The sequence below is a fragment of the Erwinia sp. PPS120 genome, assembly GCF_047918655.1.
GTDB classification, from domain to species: domain Bacteria; phylum Pseudomonadota; class Gammaproteobacteria; order Enterobacterales; family Enterobacteriaceae; genus Erwinia; species Erwinia tasmaniensis_A.
In genome coordinates, this window is sequence record NZ_JBLREF010000004.1 from 40,849 (window position 1) to 57,510 (window position 16,662).

Below are 16,662 nucleotides of genomic sequence, written 5' to 3' on the forward strand. Positions count from 1 at the left end.
CAGGATCGTCTTATGGATCACGCGATATATACCGCCATGGGGGCTGCCAGTCAGACCCTCGAACAGCAGGCAGTGACGGCCAGTAACCTGGCCAACGCCTCAACACCCGGCTTCCGTGCGCAGCTTAACGCGCTGCGTGCGGTGCCAGTGCAGGGGCTTTCGCTGCCAACGCGCACGCTGGTCACCGCATCAACACCCGGTGCTGACATGTCGCAGGGGTCGCTGGACTATACCGAGCGCCCGCTGGATGTTGCCGTGCGTGAGGACGGCTGGCTGGCCGTGCGTGCGCCTGATGGCAGCGAAGCCTATACGCGCAACGGAAATATGGAGCTGGACCCGGCCGGACAGCTCACCATCCAGGGTAACCTGGTGATGGGCGACGGTGGACCGATTGCCGTACCGCAGGGCTCTGAGGTGACCATTGCCGCTGATGGCTCTATTACCGCGCTGAACCCGGGCGATCCGCCGAATGCCACTGTCCAGCTGGGACGTCTGAAGCTGGTGAAAGCCACCGGCAATGAAGTGACTCGCGGGGATGACGGACTGTTCCGTCTGACCGCGAGCGCGCAGACGCAGCGCGGTGCCGTCCTGCAAAGCGACCCGACCATACAGGTAATGCCTGGCGTACTGGAAGGCAGCAACGTCAAACCGGTAGAAACCATGGTCGATATGATCGCCAACGCACGCCGCTTCGAGATGCAGATGAAAGTGATCTCAAGCGTCGATGAGAATGAACAACGTGCTAATCAGCTGCTGTCAATGAGCTAAGTGCAGAGGAAACCTAAATGATCCGTTCTTTGTGGATTGCCAAAACCGGCCTTGACGCCCAGCAAACAAATATGGACGTCATCTCGAACAACCTGGCCAACGTCAGCACCAACGGCTTTAAACGCCAGCGTGCGGTGTTCGAAGATTTGATGTACCAAACTATTCGCCAGCCTGGCGCGCAGTCCTCTGAGCAGACAACGCTGCCCTCTGGCATGCAGCTGGGTACGGGTGTGCGTCCGGTCGCCACCGAGCGCTTACATACTCAGGGTAACCTGAACAAAACGGATTCGTCGAAAGACGTGGCGATCAGCGGTCAGGGTTACTTCCAGGTACAGATGCCCGACGGCACGCTGGCCTATACCCGCGACGGCTCCTTCCAGACCGATCAGAACGGTCAGCTGGTGACCAACGGCGGTTTCCCGGTGCAGCCCGCGATTACCATCCCGGCTAACGCCCTGAGCATGACCGTGGGACGCGATGGCGTGGTCAGCGTCACCCAGCAGGGCCAGACGCAGCCGGTACAGGTTGGGCAGCTGACGCTGAGCACCTTTATTAACGACGCTGGCCTGGAAAGTAAGGGTGAAAACCTCTATCAGGAAACCCAGGCCTCCGGCGCGCCTACGGACAGTACGCCCGGTAATAACGGCGCGGGTCTGCTCTATCAGGGCTATGTGGAAACGTCCAACGTCAACGTTGCGGAAGAGCTGGTGAGTATGATCCAGACGCAGCGCGCTTATGAGATCAACAGTAAGGCCATCAGCACCTCCGATCAGATGCTGGCCAAGCTGACGCAGCTGTAATATCGCCACGGCAACCCGACTGATGTTGGGGCGGATTTTAAGATGATAGCGGCCGGGCTTGCCCGGCCGTAAATAAAAGAACTTCTGATTATTAAAGGTAGTGATTCCATGGCGAAGCAAATTTCAGTGCCTGGACGTTTATTGGTAGCGACGCTGCTCCTGACGCTTAACGGTTGTGCTTTAGTTCCCCGTAAGCCACTGGTCGATGGGTCGACAACGGCCCAGCCGCTGCCTGCTTCGCCAATGGTGGTTAACGGTTCTATTTTTCAGGGCGTGATGCCGATGAACTACGGCTATCAGCCGCTGTTCGAAGATCGACGCCCGCGTAATATCGGCGATACGCTGACCATTACACTGCAGGAAAACGTCAGCGCGAGCAAAAGCTCGACTGCGTCAGCAGGGCGTGATGGCAGCAGTACGCTGGGCCTGACCGCCTTACCAAGTGCCCTGACCGGGCTGCTGGGCGGCAGCAAAACCAATCTTGACGCCAGCGGTAAGAATGACTTTGCCGGCAAGGGCGGCGCGACTGCGAATAACACCTTTACCGGCACCATTACCGTGACCGTTAATCAGGTATTGCCAAACGGTAACCTGAAAGTCGTCGGTGAGAAGCAGATCGAGATTAACCAGGGGACGGAGTTTATCCGCTTCTCGGGCGTCGTTAACCCGCGCACCATCAGCGGTAGCAATAGCGTGGTGTCGACGCAGGTGGCGGATGCCCGCATTGAATACGTCGGCAACGGCTATATCAATGAAGCGCAGACCATGGGCTGGCTGCAACGGTTCTTCCTGAACCTGTCACCGTACTAAGAGGCTACAATGCGTAAGATTATTTTTCAGTTTGCCCTGCTGTTGCTGGCAGGTATCAGCACCCTGGCTCAGGCAGATCGTATCCGCGATCTGACGACCGTGGGCGGCGTGCGCGATAACTCGCTGATTGGCTACGGACTGGTGGTGGGGCTTGATGGCTCCGGTGACCAGACAACCCAGACACCGTTTACCACGCAGAGCCTGAACAACATGCTCTCGCAGCTGGGGATCACCGTACCCGCGGGCACCAATATGCAGCTGAAAAACGTGGCGGCGGTAATGGTGACCGGCAAACTGCCCGCCTTTGGCCGTCAGGGTCAGGTGATTGACGTAGTCGTTTCTTCTATGGGTAACGCCAAAAGCCTGCGCGGCGGCACGCTGCTGATGACGCCGCTGAAAGGCGTGGATAATCAGGTTTACGCGCTGGCGCAGGGTAACATTCTGGTCGGCGGGGCAGGTGCTTCAGCCGGTGGAAGCAGCGTAACCGTTAACCAGGTTAACGGTGGCCGCATAACCGGCGGCGCGACCATTGAGCGCGAACTGCCGACTAACTTCGGCACGCAAAGCGTTATCAACCTGTTTTTGAATGATGAAGACTTCAGCATGGCGCAGCGGATCAGCGATGCGATTAACGCCCACAGCGGCTACGGTTCCGCTCAGGCGCTGGATGGTCGTACGGTGCAGGTGCAGGTTTCTGCCAACGGCACCTCGCAGGTCCGCCTGCTGGCCGATATTCAGAATATTGATGTCTCGGTACCGATTCAGGATGCGAAAGTGATCATCAACTCGCGTACCGGTACGGTGGTAATGAATCGTGAGGTGATGCTCAGCAGCTGCGCCATTGCTCAGGGCAACCTGTCGGTGACGGTGAATCAGCAGCAGAACGTTAGCCAGCCGAATACGCCTTTTGCCGGCGGTCAGACGGTCACCACCCCACAGACGCAAATTGACCTGCGTCAGAGCGGTGGCGCCCTGCAAAGCGTGAACGCCAGCGCGAACCTGAACAGCGTGGTGCGCGCGCTTAACGCGCTGGGCGCAACGCCTATCGATCTGATGTCTATTCTGCAATCCATGCAGAGTGCCGGCTGCCTGCATGCCAAACTGGAAATCATCTGATGAGCGATTCTCAATCTCTGATGGGGGCGGCGTACGACAGCCGCTCACTCAACAACCTTAAGCGCCAGGCCAGCGGCGACCCGAAGGCGCATGCCCGGGAAGTGGCTAAACAGGTGGAAGGGATGTTCGTACAGATGATGCTGAAAAGCATGCGTGAAGCCCTGCCGCAGGATGGGCTGCTCAGCACGGAGCAGACGCGGCTTTACACCTCGATGTACGATCAGCAGATTGGGCAACAGATCGCCTCAAAGGGGCTGGGTCTGGCTGATATGATGGTTAAGCAGATGGAGCAGGCGCAGCCGCTGGATGAAAAAGCGGGCACCGTGCCGATGATGCTGGATAAAAGCTTTATCAACACGCTGCCGCCGCTGGCGATGGAGCAGATCGTTCGCCGTGCGGTGCCGCGTTTACCTTCGTCCGATACGCCGCTCAGCGGGGACAGCAGCGACTTTATCGCTCAGCTTTCACAGCCGGCGCAGCAGGCCAGCGCCCAGAGTGGGATCCCACATCACCTGATCCTTGCGCAGGCCGCGCTGGAGTCCGGCTGGGGGCAGCGGCAGATCCGCACCGCCGAGGGCAAACCCAGCTATAACGTGTTCGGCATCAAAGCGGGTGCAAACTGGCAGGGCAAGAGCACTGAAATTACCACCACCGAATATGAGAACGGCGAGGCGGTAAAAGTGAAGGCGAAATTCCGCGTCTATGACTCCTATTTCGATGCGCTGAATGACTACGTGAAGCTGATTGCCAATAACCCGCGCTACTCCGCCGTGACCACGGCATCCACCCCTGAACAGGGGGCGCAGGCCCTGCAGGCAGCGGGCTATGCTACCGATCCAAAATATGCACAAAAGCTGGTGGGGATGATCCATCAATTCAAAAGCATGGGTGAAAAAGTGGTTAAAGCCTATACCCAGGATATTGGCGATTTGTTCTGATTAAGTGCTCAAGTTTGTCGCGGTTTAACCGATAACTCTACCAAACCGGATTTGCGTTAAGCGCAGCCGCAGAATCTTCATACCTGCCCGTGCCGTGGCCTGGGTACAAAAGGAACCGAGATGTCTAATTTAATCAATACCGCGATGTCCGGGTTAAGCGCCGCTCAGGCAGCGTTAAACACCACCAGTAATAACATCAGTAACTACAGCGTTGCCGGTTATTCGCGTCAGACGACGATCCTGGCGCAGGCAAACAGCACGCTGAGCGGCGCGAGCTATGTGGGTAACGGCGTCTCCGTTTCCAGCGTTAACCGCGAATATGATGCTTTTATTACTAACCAGCTGCGCAACGCCAGTACGCAGTCCAGCGCGCTGACCACGCAGTACAACCAGCTGTCGAATATCGATAAAATGTTCTCCAGCACCACCAATACATTATCGACCAATATGCAGGACTTCTTCTCCTCGCTGCAGACGCTGGTCAGCAACGCGAGCGATTCGTCCGCGCGTCAGACCGTGCTGGGCAAAGCCGACGGGCTGGTGAATCAGTTCCAGGTAACGGATACCTATCTGCGTAATCTCGACAGCAGCCTGAATACCTCCGTCTCCTCTACCGTAGACCAGGTAAACAGCTACACCAAACAGATAGCCAATATCAACCAGCAGATCACCAAACTCAAGGGCGCGGGTGCGGGCAGCGAGCCGAACGACCTGCTGGACCAGCGCGATCAGCTGGTCAGTTCCCTTAACGATCTGGTGGGAGTGACCGTCAGCCAGCAGGATGGCGGCAGCTACAATATCAGCATGGGCAACGGTATCTCCCTGGTACAGGGTGATACCGCCAGCCAGCTCGCCGCCGTACCCTCAAGCAGCGATCCAAACCGGACCACGATCGCCACCGTTGACGCCATTACCGGCGCGACGACCGAAATTCCTGAGAAGCTGGTAACCACCGGCTCGCTGGGCGGGCTGCTGTCGTTTCGCACCGATCTGGACAATACCCGCAATCAGCTGGGCCAGCTGGCGATGACGCTGGGTGACAGCTTTAACACCCAGCATGAAGCGGGTTATGACGTGAATGGCGATAAGGGCGAGGCCTTCTTCAACCTTGGCAGCCCATCGGTCACGGCCAATACCAAAAATAGCAGCACTGCCTCCGTCAGCGCCGCGTGGACCGATACCAGTAAGGTGCAGGCCTCCAACTATAAGGTAAACTACGACGGATCAAACTGGAACGTAACGCGCCTGTCAGATAATGCCAGCGTAACTGCCACCTCTGCTACCGACAGCAGCGGTAACGCCACGCTGGCCTTTGACGGCCTGAAGCTGACGGTCAGCGGCACGCCAGCGGCGAAAGACAGCTTTCTGGTAAAGCCGGTTTCTGACGTCATTACCAATATGGGCGTGAATATCACCGATGAGTCTAAAGTTGCTGCTGCCGGTGCCGATGATGGAGTGAGTGATAACACCAATGCACAGTCGCTGTTGGATCTGCAAACCAAAAAGGTCATCAACAGCAACAGTACCCTGACCCAGGGCTATGCCAGCATGGTGGCCAATATTGGTAATAAAACCAGTAATCTGGAAACGACCAGTACCACTCAGAGCAACGTGGTGACTCAGCTGACCAATCAGCAGCAGTCGGTTTCCGGCGTTAATCTGGATGAAGAATACGGCAATCTGACCCGCTATCAGCAGTATTACTCGGCTAACGCCCAGGTCCTGCAGACTGCCAGCACCATTTTCAATGCGCTTATCAGCGCCATTAGCTGATAACTGAATTAAGGAATCCGTCATGCGTCTCAGTACTTCCATGATCTACGATCAGCAGATGCGCGGCATCAGCAGTTCGCAGGCGAGCTGGCTGAAGGTCGGTGAACAGCTCTCTTCCGGTAAGCGCGTAGTGACCCCGTCTGATGATCCGGTTGCGGCGGCCCAGGCGGTCGTGCTGGGGCAGGCCCAGTCTCAGAACACGCAGTATAAAACTGCGAGAACCTTTGCGACGAACGGCATCTCGCAGGAAGAGACTACGCTACAGCAGGTGACCAGCGTGATTCAGCAGGCGCAGACCGTTGTCGTTGCGGCGGCTAACGGCACGCTGTCAGATGATGACCGCGCGTCCTATGCGACACAGCTGACCGGGATCCGCGCGCAGCTGCTGAACCTGGCTAACTCTACCGATGGCAATGGCAGCTACATTTTCGCCGGCTACAAGACCAACAGCGCACCATTTACCGCCGATGCCAGCGGCAGCGTCTCCTATACGGGCGGCACCACCGCGATTACGCAAAAAGTGGATGCTAACCGCACCATGGTAACCAGCCATACCGGCAGCCAGGTCTTTATGTCGCTGACCAGCAACGCTAAAGCAGAGCCGGACGGCAGTACCAGCGAAGCGAATATCTTCAACACCCTGGATACGGCAATTGCCTCGCTGAATACGCCGCTCGCCAGCGCCGATGATGCGGCGACGACGGCAGCCAGCGCTGCGATCGACAAAACCAGCCGGGGATTGAGTAACTCGCTAAACAACGTGCTGAAAGTGCGTTCCGAGCTGGGTACGCAGCTTAATGAGCTGGATAACCTGAATTCAAAAGGTGATGACACCGCCACCAATCAGGCCACGGAGATGAGCGGGCTGGTCGACGTGGATTACACCAGCGCTATCTCATCCTACACCATGCAGCAGACAGCCCTGCAGGCCTCTTATAAAGTCTTTACCGACATGTCCAGCATGTCCCTGTTTAAACTGAACGGCTAGTCACTTTATTTTGAACGTGCTTAAACCGGGTACGTTCACTTTCTCCCGCTATTGGGGCTAACCACCTGATAGCGGTTTTTTTTTGTCTGCATTCTCCCTGTTGAGCGATTCAGCATGGCTTAATCTCTGGCCCTGTCAGGAACCGCTTTTCGTTCAGCCCACATCAGCAGAGTCAATCTACTAAGCTGGCCCTCTGTCCGATGACATTCAGTAAACCCCTCTCAGTACTCTCAGCGGTCGGTCTTCCCGGCCGGGTAGCAATGCAGTCGGTCATGCAGTGTGCATATCGCGGGGGGCAAACCGAGAGGGTGAAGATAAAAAAAAGCCCCGGTCAGCTGACCAGGGCTTTTATCAACAGAGCGGATTAATCATGCGGACGCGTTGCCGGCGCGGTGGCCTGATGCGTTGCAGCATGTCCACCTGCCGCACCTTTACCTTCAAAATTATAGGCCGGGCGTATCCAGTCACTCTGGCGTGACGAGTCGGACTCTGGCGTATAATCAGGCGCGGGTGCTTTGGTCATTGGCGCCGCGGCATGGTGCTTCCAGGCGGTAACAGGCACATTCTCAGACACTGCTTCACTGGCCACTGGCTCAGCTGCAGCAGATTCTGCAGCGGGAGCACTGGCCACAGCGGCTGGCTCTGCGGCAGGGGACTGCGCAGCGGCAAATGCCCTGTTACCTGCGTACGCTGGCTGACTTTCGACAGCCTGCGGAGCTGAAGCTGAAACCGACGCCTGACTGAACGGAGCAGATTCACGCTTAGCATCAGGGGTTTCACCCTGCGCAGGCGCCGATTGACTCTGTGCAGCAGCGGTATCAGCCTGCGCTGGTGCTGGCTCACTCTGTGCAGCAACAGCGTCAGCAGGCGCAGCTGTGGCTTCAACCGGTGCCGAAGCAGGCTCATCACGGGCTGGAACCGGTGCATGTGGCTCAGACGTAACTTCCGGCGCAGCGGAACGTTCAGGTACCGCTTTCAGCGTACCGGCGTTCACATCAGCGGCACTCTCGGCAGCCAGCTGGCTGGCAGCATAGGCAATACGCTCTGATGAAGAACGATCGGTGGGCTTTTCTGACGGGCTAACCGATGCTTCTACAGCGGGTTTGGTCTCATCAGCAGCTACGGCCTGTTCAGAGACGCTTTTCGCAGTCTGCTCATCAGCGGCCGAAATAACCGAAGGCTGCTGATTTACCGATGCGTCAATTGCATCCGTTTCGTCGGTGTTAACCAGCGTCACCTGCGGCTTCGCTTCAGGCTGAGGTTCGGCGATATGCACCGGCTCTGCTTCACCCTGGCTCGGGGCTGACTGCGCGGCGCTGTCAGCAACGGCGATAGCATCTGCCGTGTCCCGATCCTGATGGCCATATTCCGGCACAACAGACTGTTCTGGCTCAGCGTGCTCATCCGTAATCTGCGCGACAGGGTAGGAGATCCACACTTTACCTGAAGCCATTTCCGGAGAAGCGGCCGCGAAGGTGAGTGGCATCGGTGACTGATTTGGATAACGCTCGTCACGATAGCGACGGCGGCGCTGCCCGCTGACGCGAAGGTGGCGCGGCGAACGACGTGAGCGACGCGGCATGCTGTCACGTTCGTCTCCCTCATCGGCTTCACCCACTGATTCTACAGCAACCGGCTTTTCTTCGCCGGAAGATGCTGACATGCTCTCTTCGGTGTGGAAAGAGCGCGCAGCAGTCTGTTCTGCAGTTTCAATACGCACTTTCTGGCTCAGCTGGCGCGGTTTTCGGCGCGGCATCACCTCAACGGTGTCGTCGCTGGTTTCCGCGACGTCTTCCACAACCGCTGCTTCTGACAGCTGATCTTCCTGTGGCGTCGGACGCTTATCATCCTGACGACGGCGTGAACGATCGTTACGCTCGCGACGTGGCTGCTGATCGATGGCGGCCTCGTCAGTTAACGAAACTTCTTCACGGGCCTCATCCTGAACGACGTTGCGTTTGTTACGACGGTTATCTTCGCGGCTTTCCGCAGCAGGATCGCGATCGCGCACCATACGCTCGTTGCGGTTGGCGTTACGATCCCCACGGTCATTACTGCGTTCGCCACGGTTGTTATTGCGCTCACCACGGTCATTATTACGTTCGCCACGGTCGTTGTTGCGATCGTTAGTACGCTCACCACGGTCATTATTACGTTCGCCACGGTCGTTGTTGCGATCGTTAGTACGCTCACCACGGTCGTTGTTACGTTCGCCGCGGTCGTTGTTGCGATCGTTAGTACGCTCACCACGGCCGTTGTTACGTTCGCCACGGTCGTTATTACGATCATTACGTTCGCTGCTGTTGCGATCGCCACGCTCACCGTTACGGTCGCGACGATTATTTTGACGGCGATTGTTACGACGCTCACCGCGCGGGGCGGCTGGCGCGGCGGCTGGCGCTTTCTCTTCCACGACTTCTGGCTGAGGTTGTGCCACCGGCGGCTTCTTTTCGCCTGCAAACATCTTCTTCAGACCACGTACGAAGCGGCCCAGCAGGTTACCTTCGGACGCAGCAGCAGGCGCTTTTGGCGCTGCTGGCGCTTCTGAGGTAGCGGCTGCGGGCGCCTCTGCGGCTTTTTCCTGCGGCATAGGTGGAGCATCAGGCATAACAAAGGCAGCCAGAGCAGGTTGCTCCGGGCGTTTGCGCTCAGCGTGATCTTCTTCCGACGGCAGCGCCATCTCGGCTTCATGCAGCTTAGGCAGGTGGTAGCTGAGGGTCTGCGTCTCTTCGCCGGTGCGTACGCGCAGGACGGAGTAGTGCGGCGTCTCCATCTGATCGTTTGGCACAATGATGGCACGAACGCCACCCTGGCGCTTTTCAATCGCGCTTACCGCTTCACGCTTTTCGTTAAGCAGATAAGAGGCGATTTGCACCGGTACGATCGCGTGCACTTCTTTGGTATTTTCTTTCAGCGCTTCTTCTTCGATCAGTCGGAGAATGGAGAGCGACAGGGATTCGTTATCACGAATGGTTCCGGTACCGCTACAGCGCGGGCAGACGTGGTGGCTTGACTCACCCAGCGATGGGCTGAGGCGCTGGCGTGACATTTCCAGCAGGCCGAAGCGTGAAATATGGCTGATCTGAATGCGGGCGCGATCCTGGCGCACGGCGTCACGCAGACGGTTTTCAACCGCGCGCTGATGGCGAACCGGCGTCATATCTATGAAGTCGATAACAATCAGCCCACCTAAATCGCGCAGGCGCAGCTGGCGGGCAATCTCGTCGGACGCTTCCAGGTTGGTATTGAACGCCGTTTCTTCAATATCGCCGCCGCGGGTAGCGCGTGCGGAGTTGATATCAATGGCCGTTAGCGCTTCGGTCGTATCAATCACGATTGAGCCACCGGAAGGCAGGCGAACTTCACGCTGGAAAGCGGATTCGATCTGCGATTCAATCTGGTAGTGGCTGAACAGCGGGATTTCACCGGTATAGAGCTTAATTTTGCTGCTGAAGTCCGGACGGCCGAGCGCAGCGATATGCTGACGGGCCAGCTCCAGTACCTTCGGATTATCAATCAGGATTTCGCCGATATCCTGACGCAGATAGTCACGGAAAGCGCGAACGATAACATTGCTTTCCTGATGGATCAGGAACGGGGCAGGGCGGTTTTCAGCGGCTTTTTTGATCGCTTCCCAGTGCTTCATGCGGAAGCTAAGATCCCACTGCAATGCTTCGGCTGATTTGCCCACACCGGCGGTGCGGACAATCAGACCCATCCCTTCCGGCAGTTCAAGTGCGGAAAGCGCTTCTTTCAGTTCAGTGCGGTCATCTCCTTCAATACGGCGTGAGATGCCACCGGCGCGCGGGTTATTTGGCATCAGCACCAGGTAGCTACCGGCCAGGCTGATAAAGGTGGTCAGGGCTGCGCCTTTGTTTCCGCGCTCTTCTTTATCGATCTGAACAATAACTTCCTGGCCCTCTCGCAGGACTTCCTTGATATTAGGACGACCGTGGGAGGCGTAGTTACCGGGAAAGTATTCGCGGGAAATTTCTTTGAGGGGGAGAAAGCCATGTCGCTCAGCGCCGTAGTCGACGAAGGCGGCTTCAAGACTGGGTTCAATGCGGGTAATTTTGCCTTTATAAATATTCGCTTTCTTTTGTTCGTGCCCCGGGCTTTCAATATCCAGGTCGTACAAGCGCTGACCATCCACAAGGGCGACACGCAACTCCTCTTGCTGAGATGCGTTAATTAACATTCTTTTCATCGTAACTTACTCATTATTCTTACATTAGTGACAAAGCTACGGGCAATAGTAACGCTGGACGCGATCGACCGATGACCCCGAGACTTATCGCAGCGCCGCCAACCTCACGGGTGTCGGCGTCTCCAGGGGTGCTAAATCTCGGCAGCCTGTTTTTCATTTGGAAAAACAGCGCTTTTAAAAGGAGGAACTGCCAGCATAAACCGAGTGAACCAGTCCCGTCTTGTCGTCCAGGCTGCAACCCGCAGCCCGCTAAATGCCTGATTACCCAAAACGTCTTACGCCATTGCTGCGTGTAAGGGCTATCCGGCAAAACTTATTATTACGCTATATCCTTCCTATCGGATAAGGCCCGGAGCGGGTCGCATTAACTCACCCGACTTGCTTACCCTGTAAGCTTATCGCGCTGTTCGCACTCACCGTCCTTAAGACGTTCCCGATAATTTGGTTATATTTACTTGTTTCACAAGATTTAGCGAGGAAACGATTCTCATTATTCCATCGCCAACCCTGTGTTAGCAAGGTGACTTTTCCTGCATCAGGCAGTTTATTGTCCATTTAAACGCGATTTGCCTCACACGAAAACAAATTGCCTAAAAACTGGACGAAAAATTCCCTTACATAAAGAGTCACTGTCAGTTAAGCACATAAAAAGAAGTGGCGCTATGCTGGCGCGGTAATTAGAATCGCCGACCATGAAAACCAATACTCCAGCAGTACGTATCGTGACCATCACCGTCGATGAGGCAGAACAGCGCATTGATAATTTCTTACGCACTCAGCTTAAGGGTGTGCCGAAAAGCATGATTTATCGCATCCTGCGCAAAGGCGAAGTGCGGGTGAACAAAGGTCGAATTAAACCGGAATATAAGCTGCAGGCGGGGGATGAGGTTCGCATTCCTCCCGTGCGGGTTGCCGAACGTGAAGATGCGGCTATTTCGCCGAAGCTGGATAAGGTTGCCGCTCTCGCCAGCGCTATCCTCTATGAGGATGATTATCTGCTGGTCATCAACAAGCCCTCAGGCACGGCGGTACACGGCGGCAGCGGCCTGAGCTTTGGCGTGATTGAGGGTCTGCGCGCGCTGCGGCCTGAGGCGCGGTTTCTCGAGCTGGTACATCGCCTGGACCGCGATACCTCCGGTCTGCTTCTGGTCGCAAAAAAACGCTCCGCCCTGCGCGCGCTGCATGAACAGCTGCGTGAGAAAAGCATGCAGAAGGATTATCTGGCGCTGGTGCGCGGCCAGTGGCCTTCGCATATTAAATCTGTTCAGGCGCCACTCCTTAAAAATATTCTGCAAAGCGGCGAGCGGATTGTTCGGGTCAACAGCGAAGGTAAACCCTCAGAAACCCGATTTAAGGTTGAAGAGCGTTTCGCCAGCGCCACACTGGTGAAAGCCAGCCCGGTAACCGGCCGTACCCACCAGATCCGCGTGCATACGCTGCATTCCGGGCATCCGATTGCCTGTGACGACCGCTATGGCGAACGCGACTTTGATCAGCAGTTAGCCTCAACCGGGCTGAAGAGACTGTTTCTGCATGCGGCCGCGCTTAAGTTTACCCATCCTGATACGGGTGAGGTTATGCGGGTCGAGGCGCCGCTGGATGGCGAACTGAAACGCTGTCTTGAGGTGCTGCGCAAAACGTCTCCCGCGAGATAATCCTCATTATAGGGGCGGGAGAGGCTCGCCCTTAAGATCACTCCGCCTCAGGGGAGGGGCGCTCTGATGCGCTCGTGACGAGCCTTAAAGCGGCCTCTCCCGGTTAACAGCGCGCAGTAAGCAGGTCAGCCGAACGGCGTCACTGCTACTAACCAAGGGGGTCTGTGCCTGCCTGACGCAGCATGTCGCATAGCGCAATCAGCGGTAATCCTACCAGCGCATTAGGATCTCGCCCCGACAGCCGATCGAATAGCGTAATCCCCAACCCTTCACATTTAAAACTGCCCGCGCAATTTAGCGGCTGCTCTCTGTCAATATAATTTCTAATTTCGCGGTCGGTTAACTCCCTGAAATCAACGCTGAAGGGTTCACAAATAACCTGTAAGCGATTATTCCGGCTCTCTAACAGCGCCAGTCCGGTATAAAAGACCACGCTATGACCGCTGGCGCGCCGCAATTGCTGACGCGCGTTTTCCGGCGTATAGGGTTTACCGGTTATTTTTCCGTCAATAACGCAGACCTGATCGGATCCAATAATCAGATGGTCAGAATAGCGCCCAGCCAGCGCCCGGGCTTTTGCTTCGGCCAGACGCATTACCAGTGCAGTAGCGGATTCACCGGGCTGCGGCGTTTCATCCACCTCAGGTGCCGCGGTTATAAACGGCAATGTCAGCTTCGCTAACAGCGCCTGGCGGAAAGGGGAGGTTGAAGCTAAAACCAGTTGAGTCATATTTTTTTCCGGAATAGATAGCGGATCTGAGCGGGGCATTTTAAACTGTGCGCCGCACTGGATGCGAATTATGGGTGAAAGATGCCGTTAAGCGGCCTTTTTCTTTGACTCTATCTCGTTACAAAGTTAATATGCGCGCCCTATGCAAAAGGTAAAATTACCCCTGACTCTCGATCCGGTTCGTACCGCTCAAAAGCGCCTGGACTACCAGGGCGTTTACACCCCTGAACAGGTGGAGCGTATTACCGAATCGGTAGTGAGCGTGGACAGTGATGTTGATTGTAAGATGTCGTTCGCGATTGATAACCAGCGTTTAGCGGTACTTAACGGTACTGCTGCGGTCTCCGTTACGCTGTGTTGCCAACGCTGCGGTCAAACTTTTCCGCAACATGTCCACGTGACGTACTGCTTTAGCCCTGTCGTTACTGACGAGCAGGCTGAAGCACTGCCGGAAGCGTACGAGCCGATCGAGGTCAACGAGTTTGGCGAAATCGATCTGCTGGCGGTGGTTGAAGATGAAATTATCCTCGCCCTGCCTGTCGTTCCGGTGCATGATTCTGAACACTGTGAAGTGTCCGAGGCGGACATGGTCTTTGGTAAGTTGCCTCCTGAGGCAGAAAAACCAAACCCATTTGCCGTATTAGCCAGTTTAAAGCGTAAGTAATTAGGAGTAAGGTCCATGGCCGTACAACAGAATAAACCAACCCGTTCCAAGCGTGGCATGCGTCGTTCACACGATGCTCTGACTACAGCAACTCTTTCCGTAGATAAAGTTTCTGGCGAAACACATCTGCGTCACCACATCACTGCGGATGGTTACTACCGCGGTCGCAAGGTCATCGCTAAGTAATTCCTGCGGAACAGCGCGGCGATACTTTGACACGTCTGACCCTGGCACTTGATGCCATGGGCGGGGACTTCGGTCCCTGCGTGACAGTGCCTGCTGCAATGCAGGCACTGGCCTCCGCTCTGCATTTGCATCTTCTTCTGGTCGGCGATCCCGACAAAATCATGCCATTACTTGCAAAAGCTGATTCAGCCGCACTCGCGCGCCTGCAGATTATCCCTGCCGAGTCGGTTATTGCCAGTGATGCCAAACCCTCCTGGGCTATCCGACATAGTCGTGGCTCCTCCATGCGCGTGGCGCTGGAACTGGTCAAAGAGGGACGGGCAGCGGCGTGCGTCAGTGCCGGCAATACCGGTGCGCTGATGGGGCTGTCAAAACTGCTATTAAAACCGTTGGAAGGCATTGAGCGTCCGGCGCTAATGACCGTTCTGCCTCATCAGATGCAGGGTAAAACGGTGGTGCTGGACCTGGGCGCGAATGTGGAATCGGACAGCGCGATGCTGGTGCAGTTTGCCATTATGGGCGCGGTGGTGGCAGAAGAGTTACTGGCCATTGCTCAGCCACGCGTTGCACTGCTCAATATCGGCCAGGAAGAGAATAAAGGTATCGCCAGCATCCGCGAGGCGGCCGATATTCTGCGTGAATCGGACGATATTAACTATATTGGTTACCTTGAAGGTAACGATCTGCTTACCGGTAAAACGGATGTGCTTGTCTGCGATGGATTCGTGGGCAATATCACGCTAAAGACCATGGAAGGCGTGGTAAGAATGTTTCTTTCGCTGTTGAAATCACAGGGCGAAGGTAAAAAGAGGGTATGGTGGTTGTCGCTGCTGGGGCATTTTTTGAAGAAACGCCTCGCCAGGCGCTTCGGCCATCTCAATCCCGACCAGTACAATGGCGCCTGTCTGTTAGGATTGCGCGGCACGGTGATAAAAAGCCATGGCGCAGCCAATCAAAGCGCGTTCGCTGCGGCGATCGAACAGGCAGAGCAGGCGGTGCGGCGGCAAGTTCCGGAGCGGATTGCTGCCCGCCTTCAGGCTGTATTACCTAAGAGTGACTGAGCGGAAATGTATACGAAGATTATCGGTACGGGCAGCTATTTGCCCGAACAGGTGCGGACTAACGCCGATCTGGAAAAAATGGTGGATACGTCGGACGAGTGGATTGTCACCCGAACCGGTATCCGTGAGCGTCGTATTGCCGCGCCAGACGAAAATGTCGCAACCATGGGTTTCCATGCCGCCCGGCGCGCGCTGGAAATGGCCGGTATTGATAAAAACGATATCGGGCTGATCGTGGTCGCCACCACCTCCTCCAGCCATGCGTTCCCCAGCTCGGCATGTATGATCCAGCAGATGCTGGGAATTGATGATGCTGCCGCATTTGATCTGGCGGCTGCCTGCGCAGGCTTTACCTACGGTCTTAGCGTGGCCGATCAGTACATCAAAAACGGTGCAGTGAAGAACGCACTGGTGATTGGCGCTGACGTGCTGGCGCGCATGCTCGATCCTGAAGATCGTGGCACCATCATTCTGTTCGGCGACGGTGCCGGTGCTGTAGTACTGGGCGCCAGCGAAGAGCCGGGCATCATCTCTACCCATCTTCATGCCGATGGCCGCTACGGCCAGCTGTTAACGCTGAGCAACCAGGATCGTGAGCATCAGGAACAGCCTTCCTACGTTACGATGGCGGGTAACGAAGTGTTCAAGGTGGCGGTTACCGAACTGGCGCATATTGTTGAAGAGACGCTCCAGGCCAACAATCTGGAACGGGAAGCCATTGACTGGCTGGTCCCCCATCAGGCAAATCTGCGTATTATCAATGCCACTGCCCGCAAGCTGGGCATGGGGATGGAAAAAGTGGTGGTGACGCTGGATCGTCACGGTAACACCTCTGCGGCCTCGGTCCCGACGGCGCTCGACGAAGCGGTGCGCGATGGTCGTATTCAGCGCGGCCAGCTGATCCTGCTGGAAGCCTTCGGCGGTGGATTCACCTGGGGCTCGGCGCTGGTTCGTTTTTGATTAACA

Annotated in this window: 14 protein-coding genes; 12 read left to right on the plus strand and 2 right to left on the minus strand. The window is 56.2% G+C overall.

Going from position 1 to position 16,662, the window contains the following annotated elements; all coding sequences use genetic code 11:
* The first annotated feature begins 12 nt into the window (after positions 1–12).
* The 7 genes from ACLRGG_RS02060 (at position 13) to flgL (ending at position 7,193) form a co-directional block, all read left to right on the plus strand.
* Positions 13–768, plus strand: a complete 756-nt coding sequence (locus ACLRGG_RS02060) for a flagellar basal body rod protein FlgF (RefSeq protein WP_067703151.1) — start codon at positions 13–15, stop codon at positions 766–768.
* A gap of 17 nt (positions 769–785) precedes the next feature.
* A complete protein-coding gene (flgG, locus tag ACLRGG_RS02065; protein ID WP_067703154.1) occupies positions 786–1,568 on the plus strand; it encodes a flagellar basal-body rod protein FlgG in 783 nt (260 codons plus the stop codon).
* Between the two features lie 108 nt (positions 1,569–1,676).
* Positions 1,677–2,378 carry a flagellar basal body L-ring protein FlgH gene (locus ACLRGG_RS02070; protein ID WP_416248194.1) on the plus strand — a complete coding sequence of 234 codons (702 nt, stop codon included), beginning with the start codon at positions 1,677–1,679 and terminating at the stop codon, positions 2,376–2,378.
* A 9-nt stretch (positions 2,379–2,387) separates the two neighbouring features.
* Complete coding sequence (locus ACLRGG_RS02075) at positions 2,388–3,494, plus strand: flagellar basal body P-ring protein FlgI (RefSeq protein WP_067703157.1); 1,107 nt, start codon at positions 2,388–2,390, stop codon at positions 3,492–3,494.
* Entirely contained in the window at positions 3,494–4,432 is a 939-nt protein-coding gene (flgJ, locus tag ACLRGG_RS02080; RefSeq protein WP_416248195.1) for a flagellar assembly peptidoglycan hydrolase FlgJ, read from the plus strand. Before ACLRGG_RS02075 ends, flgJ begins: the two co-directional genes overlap by 1 nt.
* 120 nt (positions 4,433–4,552) lie before the next feature.
* Positions 4,553–6,205, plus strand: coding sequence for a flagellar hook-associated protein FlgK (gene flgK / locus ACLRGG_RS02085; protein WP_416248196.1), 1,653 nt, complete (start codon positions 4,553–4,555; stop codon positions 6,203–6,205).
* Positions 6,206–6,227: 22 nt separating this feature from the next.
* Positions 6,228–7,193, plus strand: coding sequence for a flagellar hook-associated protein FlgL (gene flgL / locus ACLRGG_RS02090; protein ID WP_416248197.1), 966 nt, complete (start codon positions 6,228–6,230; stop codon positions 7,191–7,193).
* A gap of 364 nt (positions 7,194–7,557) precedes the next feature.
* Here the strand turns inward: flgL and rne are convergent, their stop codons facing one another.
* Positions 7,558–11,400, minus strand: a complete 3,843-nt coding sequence (gene rne / locus ACLRGG_RS02095) for a ribonuclease E (RefSeq protein ID WP_416248198.1) — start codon at positions 11,398–11,400, stop codon at positions 7,558–7,560.
* A 692-nt stretch (positions 11,401–12,092) separates the two neighbouring features.
* Between rne and rluC the strand changes: the two genes are divergently transcribed.
* Entirely contained in the window at positions 12,093–13,055 is a 963-nt protein-coding gene (gene rluC, locus ACLRGG_RS02100) for a 23S rRNA pseudouridine(955/2504/2580) synthase RluC (RefSeq protein ID WP_416248199.1), read from the plus strand.
* Positions 13,056–13,203: 148 nt separating this feature from the next.
* On the opposite strand, the gene ACLRGG_RS02105 is transcribed toward rluC, so the two are convergent.
* A complete protein-coding gene (locus tag ACLRGG_RS02105; protein WP_416248200.1) occupies positions 13,204–13,785 on the minus strand; it encodes a Maf family protein in 582 nt (193 codons plus the stop codon).
* A gap of 142 nt (positions 13,786–13,927) precedes the next feature.
* Between ACLRGG_RS02105 and yceD the strand changes: the two genes are divergently transcribed.
* Genes yceD through ACLRGG_RS02125 form a run of 4 tightly spaced genes read left to right on the plus strand, consistent with a single transcriptional unit; the run spans position 13,928 to position 16,656 of the window.
* Positions 13,928–14,449, plus strand: coding sequence for a 23S rRNA accumulation protein YceD (gene yceD, locus ACLRGG_RS02110; RefSeq protein WP_067703181.1), 522 nt, complete (start codon positions 13,928–13,930; stop codon positions 14,447–14,449).
* Positions 14,450–14,464: 15 nt separating this feature from the next.
* Entirely contained in the window at positions 14,465–14,635 is a 171-nt protein-coding gene (gene rpmF, locus ACLRGG_RS02115; RefSeq protein ID WP_073980962.1) for a 50S ribosomal protein L32, read from the plus strand.
* Positions 14,636–14,661: 26 nt separating this feature from the next.
* Positions 14,662–15,696 carry a phosphate acyltransferase PlsX gene (plsX, locus tag ACLRGG_RS02120; RefSeq protein ID WP_416248201.1) on the plus strand — a complete coding sequence of 345 codons (1,035 nt, stop codon included), beginning with the start codon at positions 14,662–14,664 and terminating at the stop codon, positions 15,694–15,696.
* Between the two features lie 6 nt (positions 15,697–15,702).
* Positions 15,703–16,656 carry a beta-ketoacyl-ACP synthase III gene (locus tag ACLRGG_RS02125; protein ID WP_416248202.1) on the plus strand — a complete coding sequence of 318 codons (954 nt, stop codon included), beginning with the start codon at positions 15,703–15,705 and terminating at the stop codon, positions 16,654–16,656.
* Positions 16,657–16,662 lie beyond the last annotated feature (6 nt).

Bases quoted from the DNA above. Each gene is read 5' to 3' on its own strand.
- ACLRGG_RS02060 (WP_067703151.1), top strand. From the start codon at position 13: ATGGATCACGCGATATATACCGCCATGGGGGCTGCCAGTCAGACCCTC.
- flgG (WP_067703154.1), top strand. From the start codon at position 786: ATGATCCGTTCTTTGTGGATTGCCAAAACCGGCCTTGACGCCCAGCAA.
- ACLRGG_RS02070 (WP_416248194.1), top strand. From the start codon at position 1,677: ATGGCGAAGCAAATTTCAGTGCCTGGACGTTTATTGGTAGCGACGCTG.
- ACLRGG_RS02075 (WP_067703157.1), top strand. From the start codon at position 2,388: ATGCGTAAGATTATTTTTCAGTTTGCCCTGCTGTTGCTGGCAGGTATC.
- flgJ (WP_416248195.1), top strand. From the start codon at position 3,494: ATGAGCGATTCTCAATCTCTGATGGGGGCGGCGTACGACAGCCGCTCA.
- flgK (WP_416248196.1), top strand. From the start codon at position 4,553: ATGTCTAATTTAATCAATACCGCGATGTCCGGGTTAAGCGCCGCTCAG.
- flgL (WP_416248197.1), top strand. From the start codon at position 6,228: ATGCGTCTCAGTACTTCCATGATCTACGATCAGCAGATGCGCGGCATC.
- rne (WP_416248198.1), bottom strand. From the start codon at position 11,400: ATGAAAAGAATGTTAATTAACGCATCTCAGCAAGAGGAGTTGCGTGTC.
- rluC (WP_416248199.1), top strand. From the start codon at position 12,093: ATGAAAACCAATACTCCAGCAGTACGTATCGTGACCATCACCGTCGAT.
- ACLRGG_RS02105 (WP_416248200.1), bottom strand. From the start codon at position 13,785: ATGACTCAACTGGTTTTAGCTTCAACCTCCCCTTTCCGCCAGGCGCTG.
- yceD (WP_067703181.1), top strand. From the start codon at position 13,928: ATGCAAAAGGTAAAATTACCCCTGACTCTCGATCCGGTTCGTACCGCT.
- rpmF (WP_073980962.1), top strand. From the start codon at position 14,465: ATGGCCGTACAACAGAATAAACCAACCCGTTCCAAGCGTGGCATGCGT.
- ACLRGG_RS02125 (WP_416248202.1), top strand. From the start codon at position 15,703: ATGTATACGAAGATTATCGGTACGGGCAGCTATTTGCCCGAACAGGTG.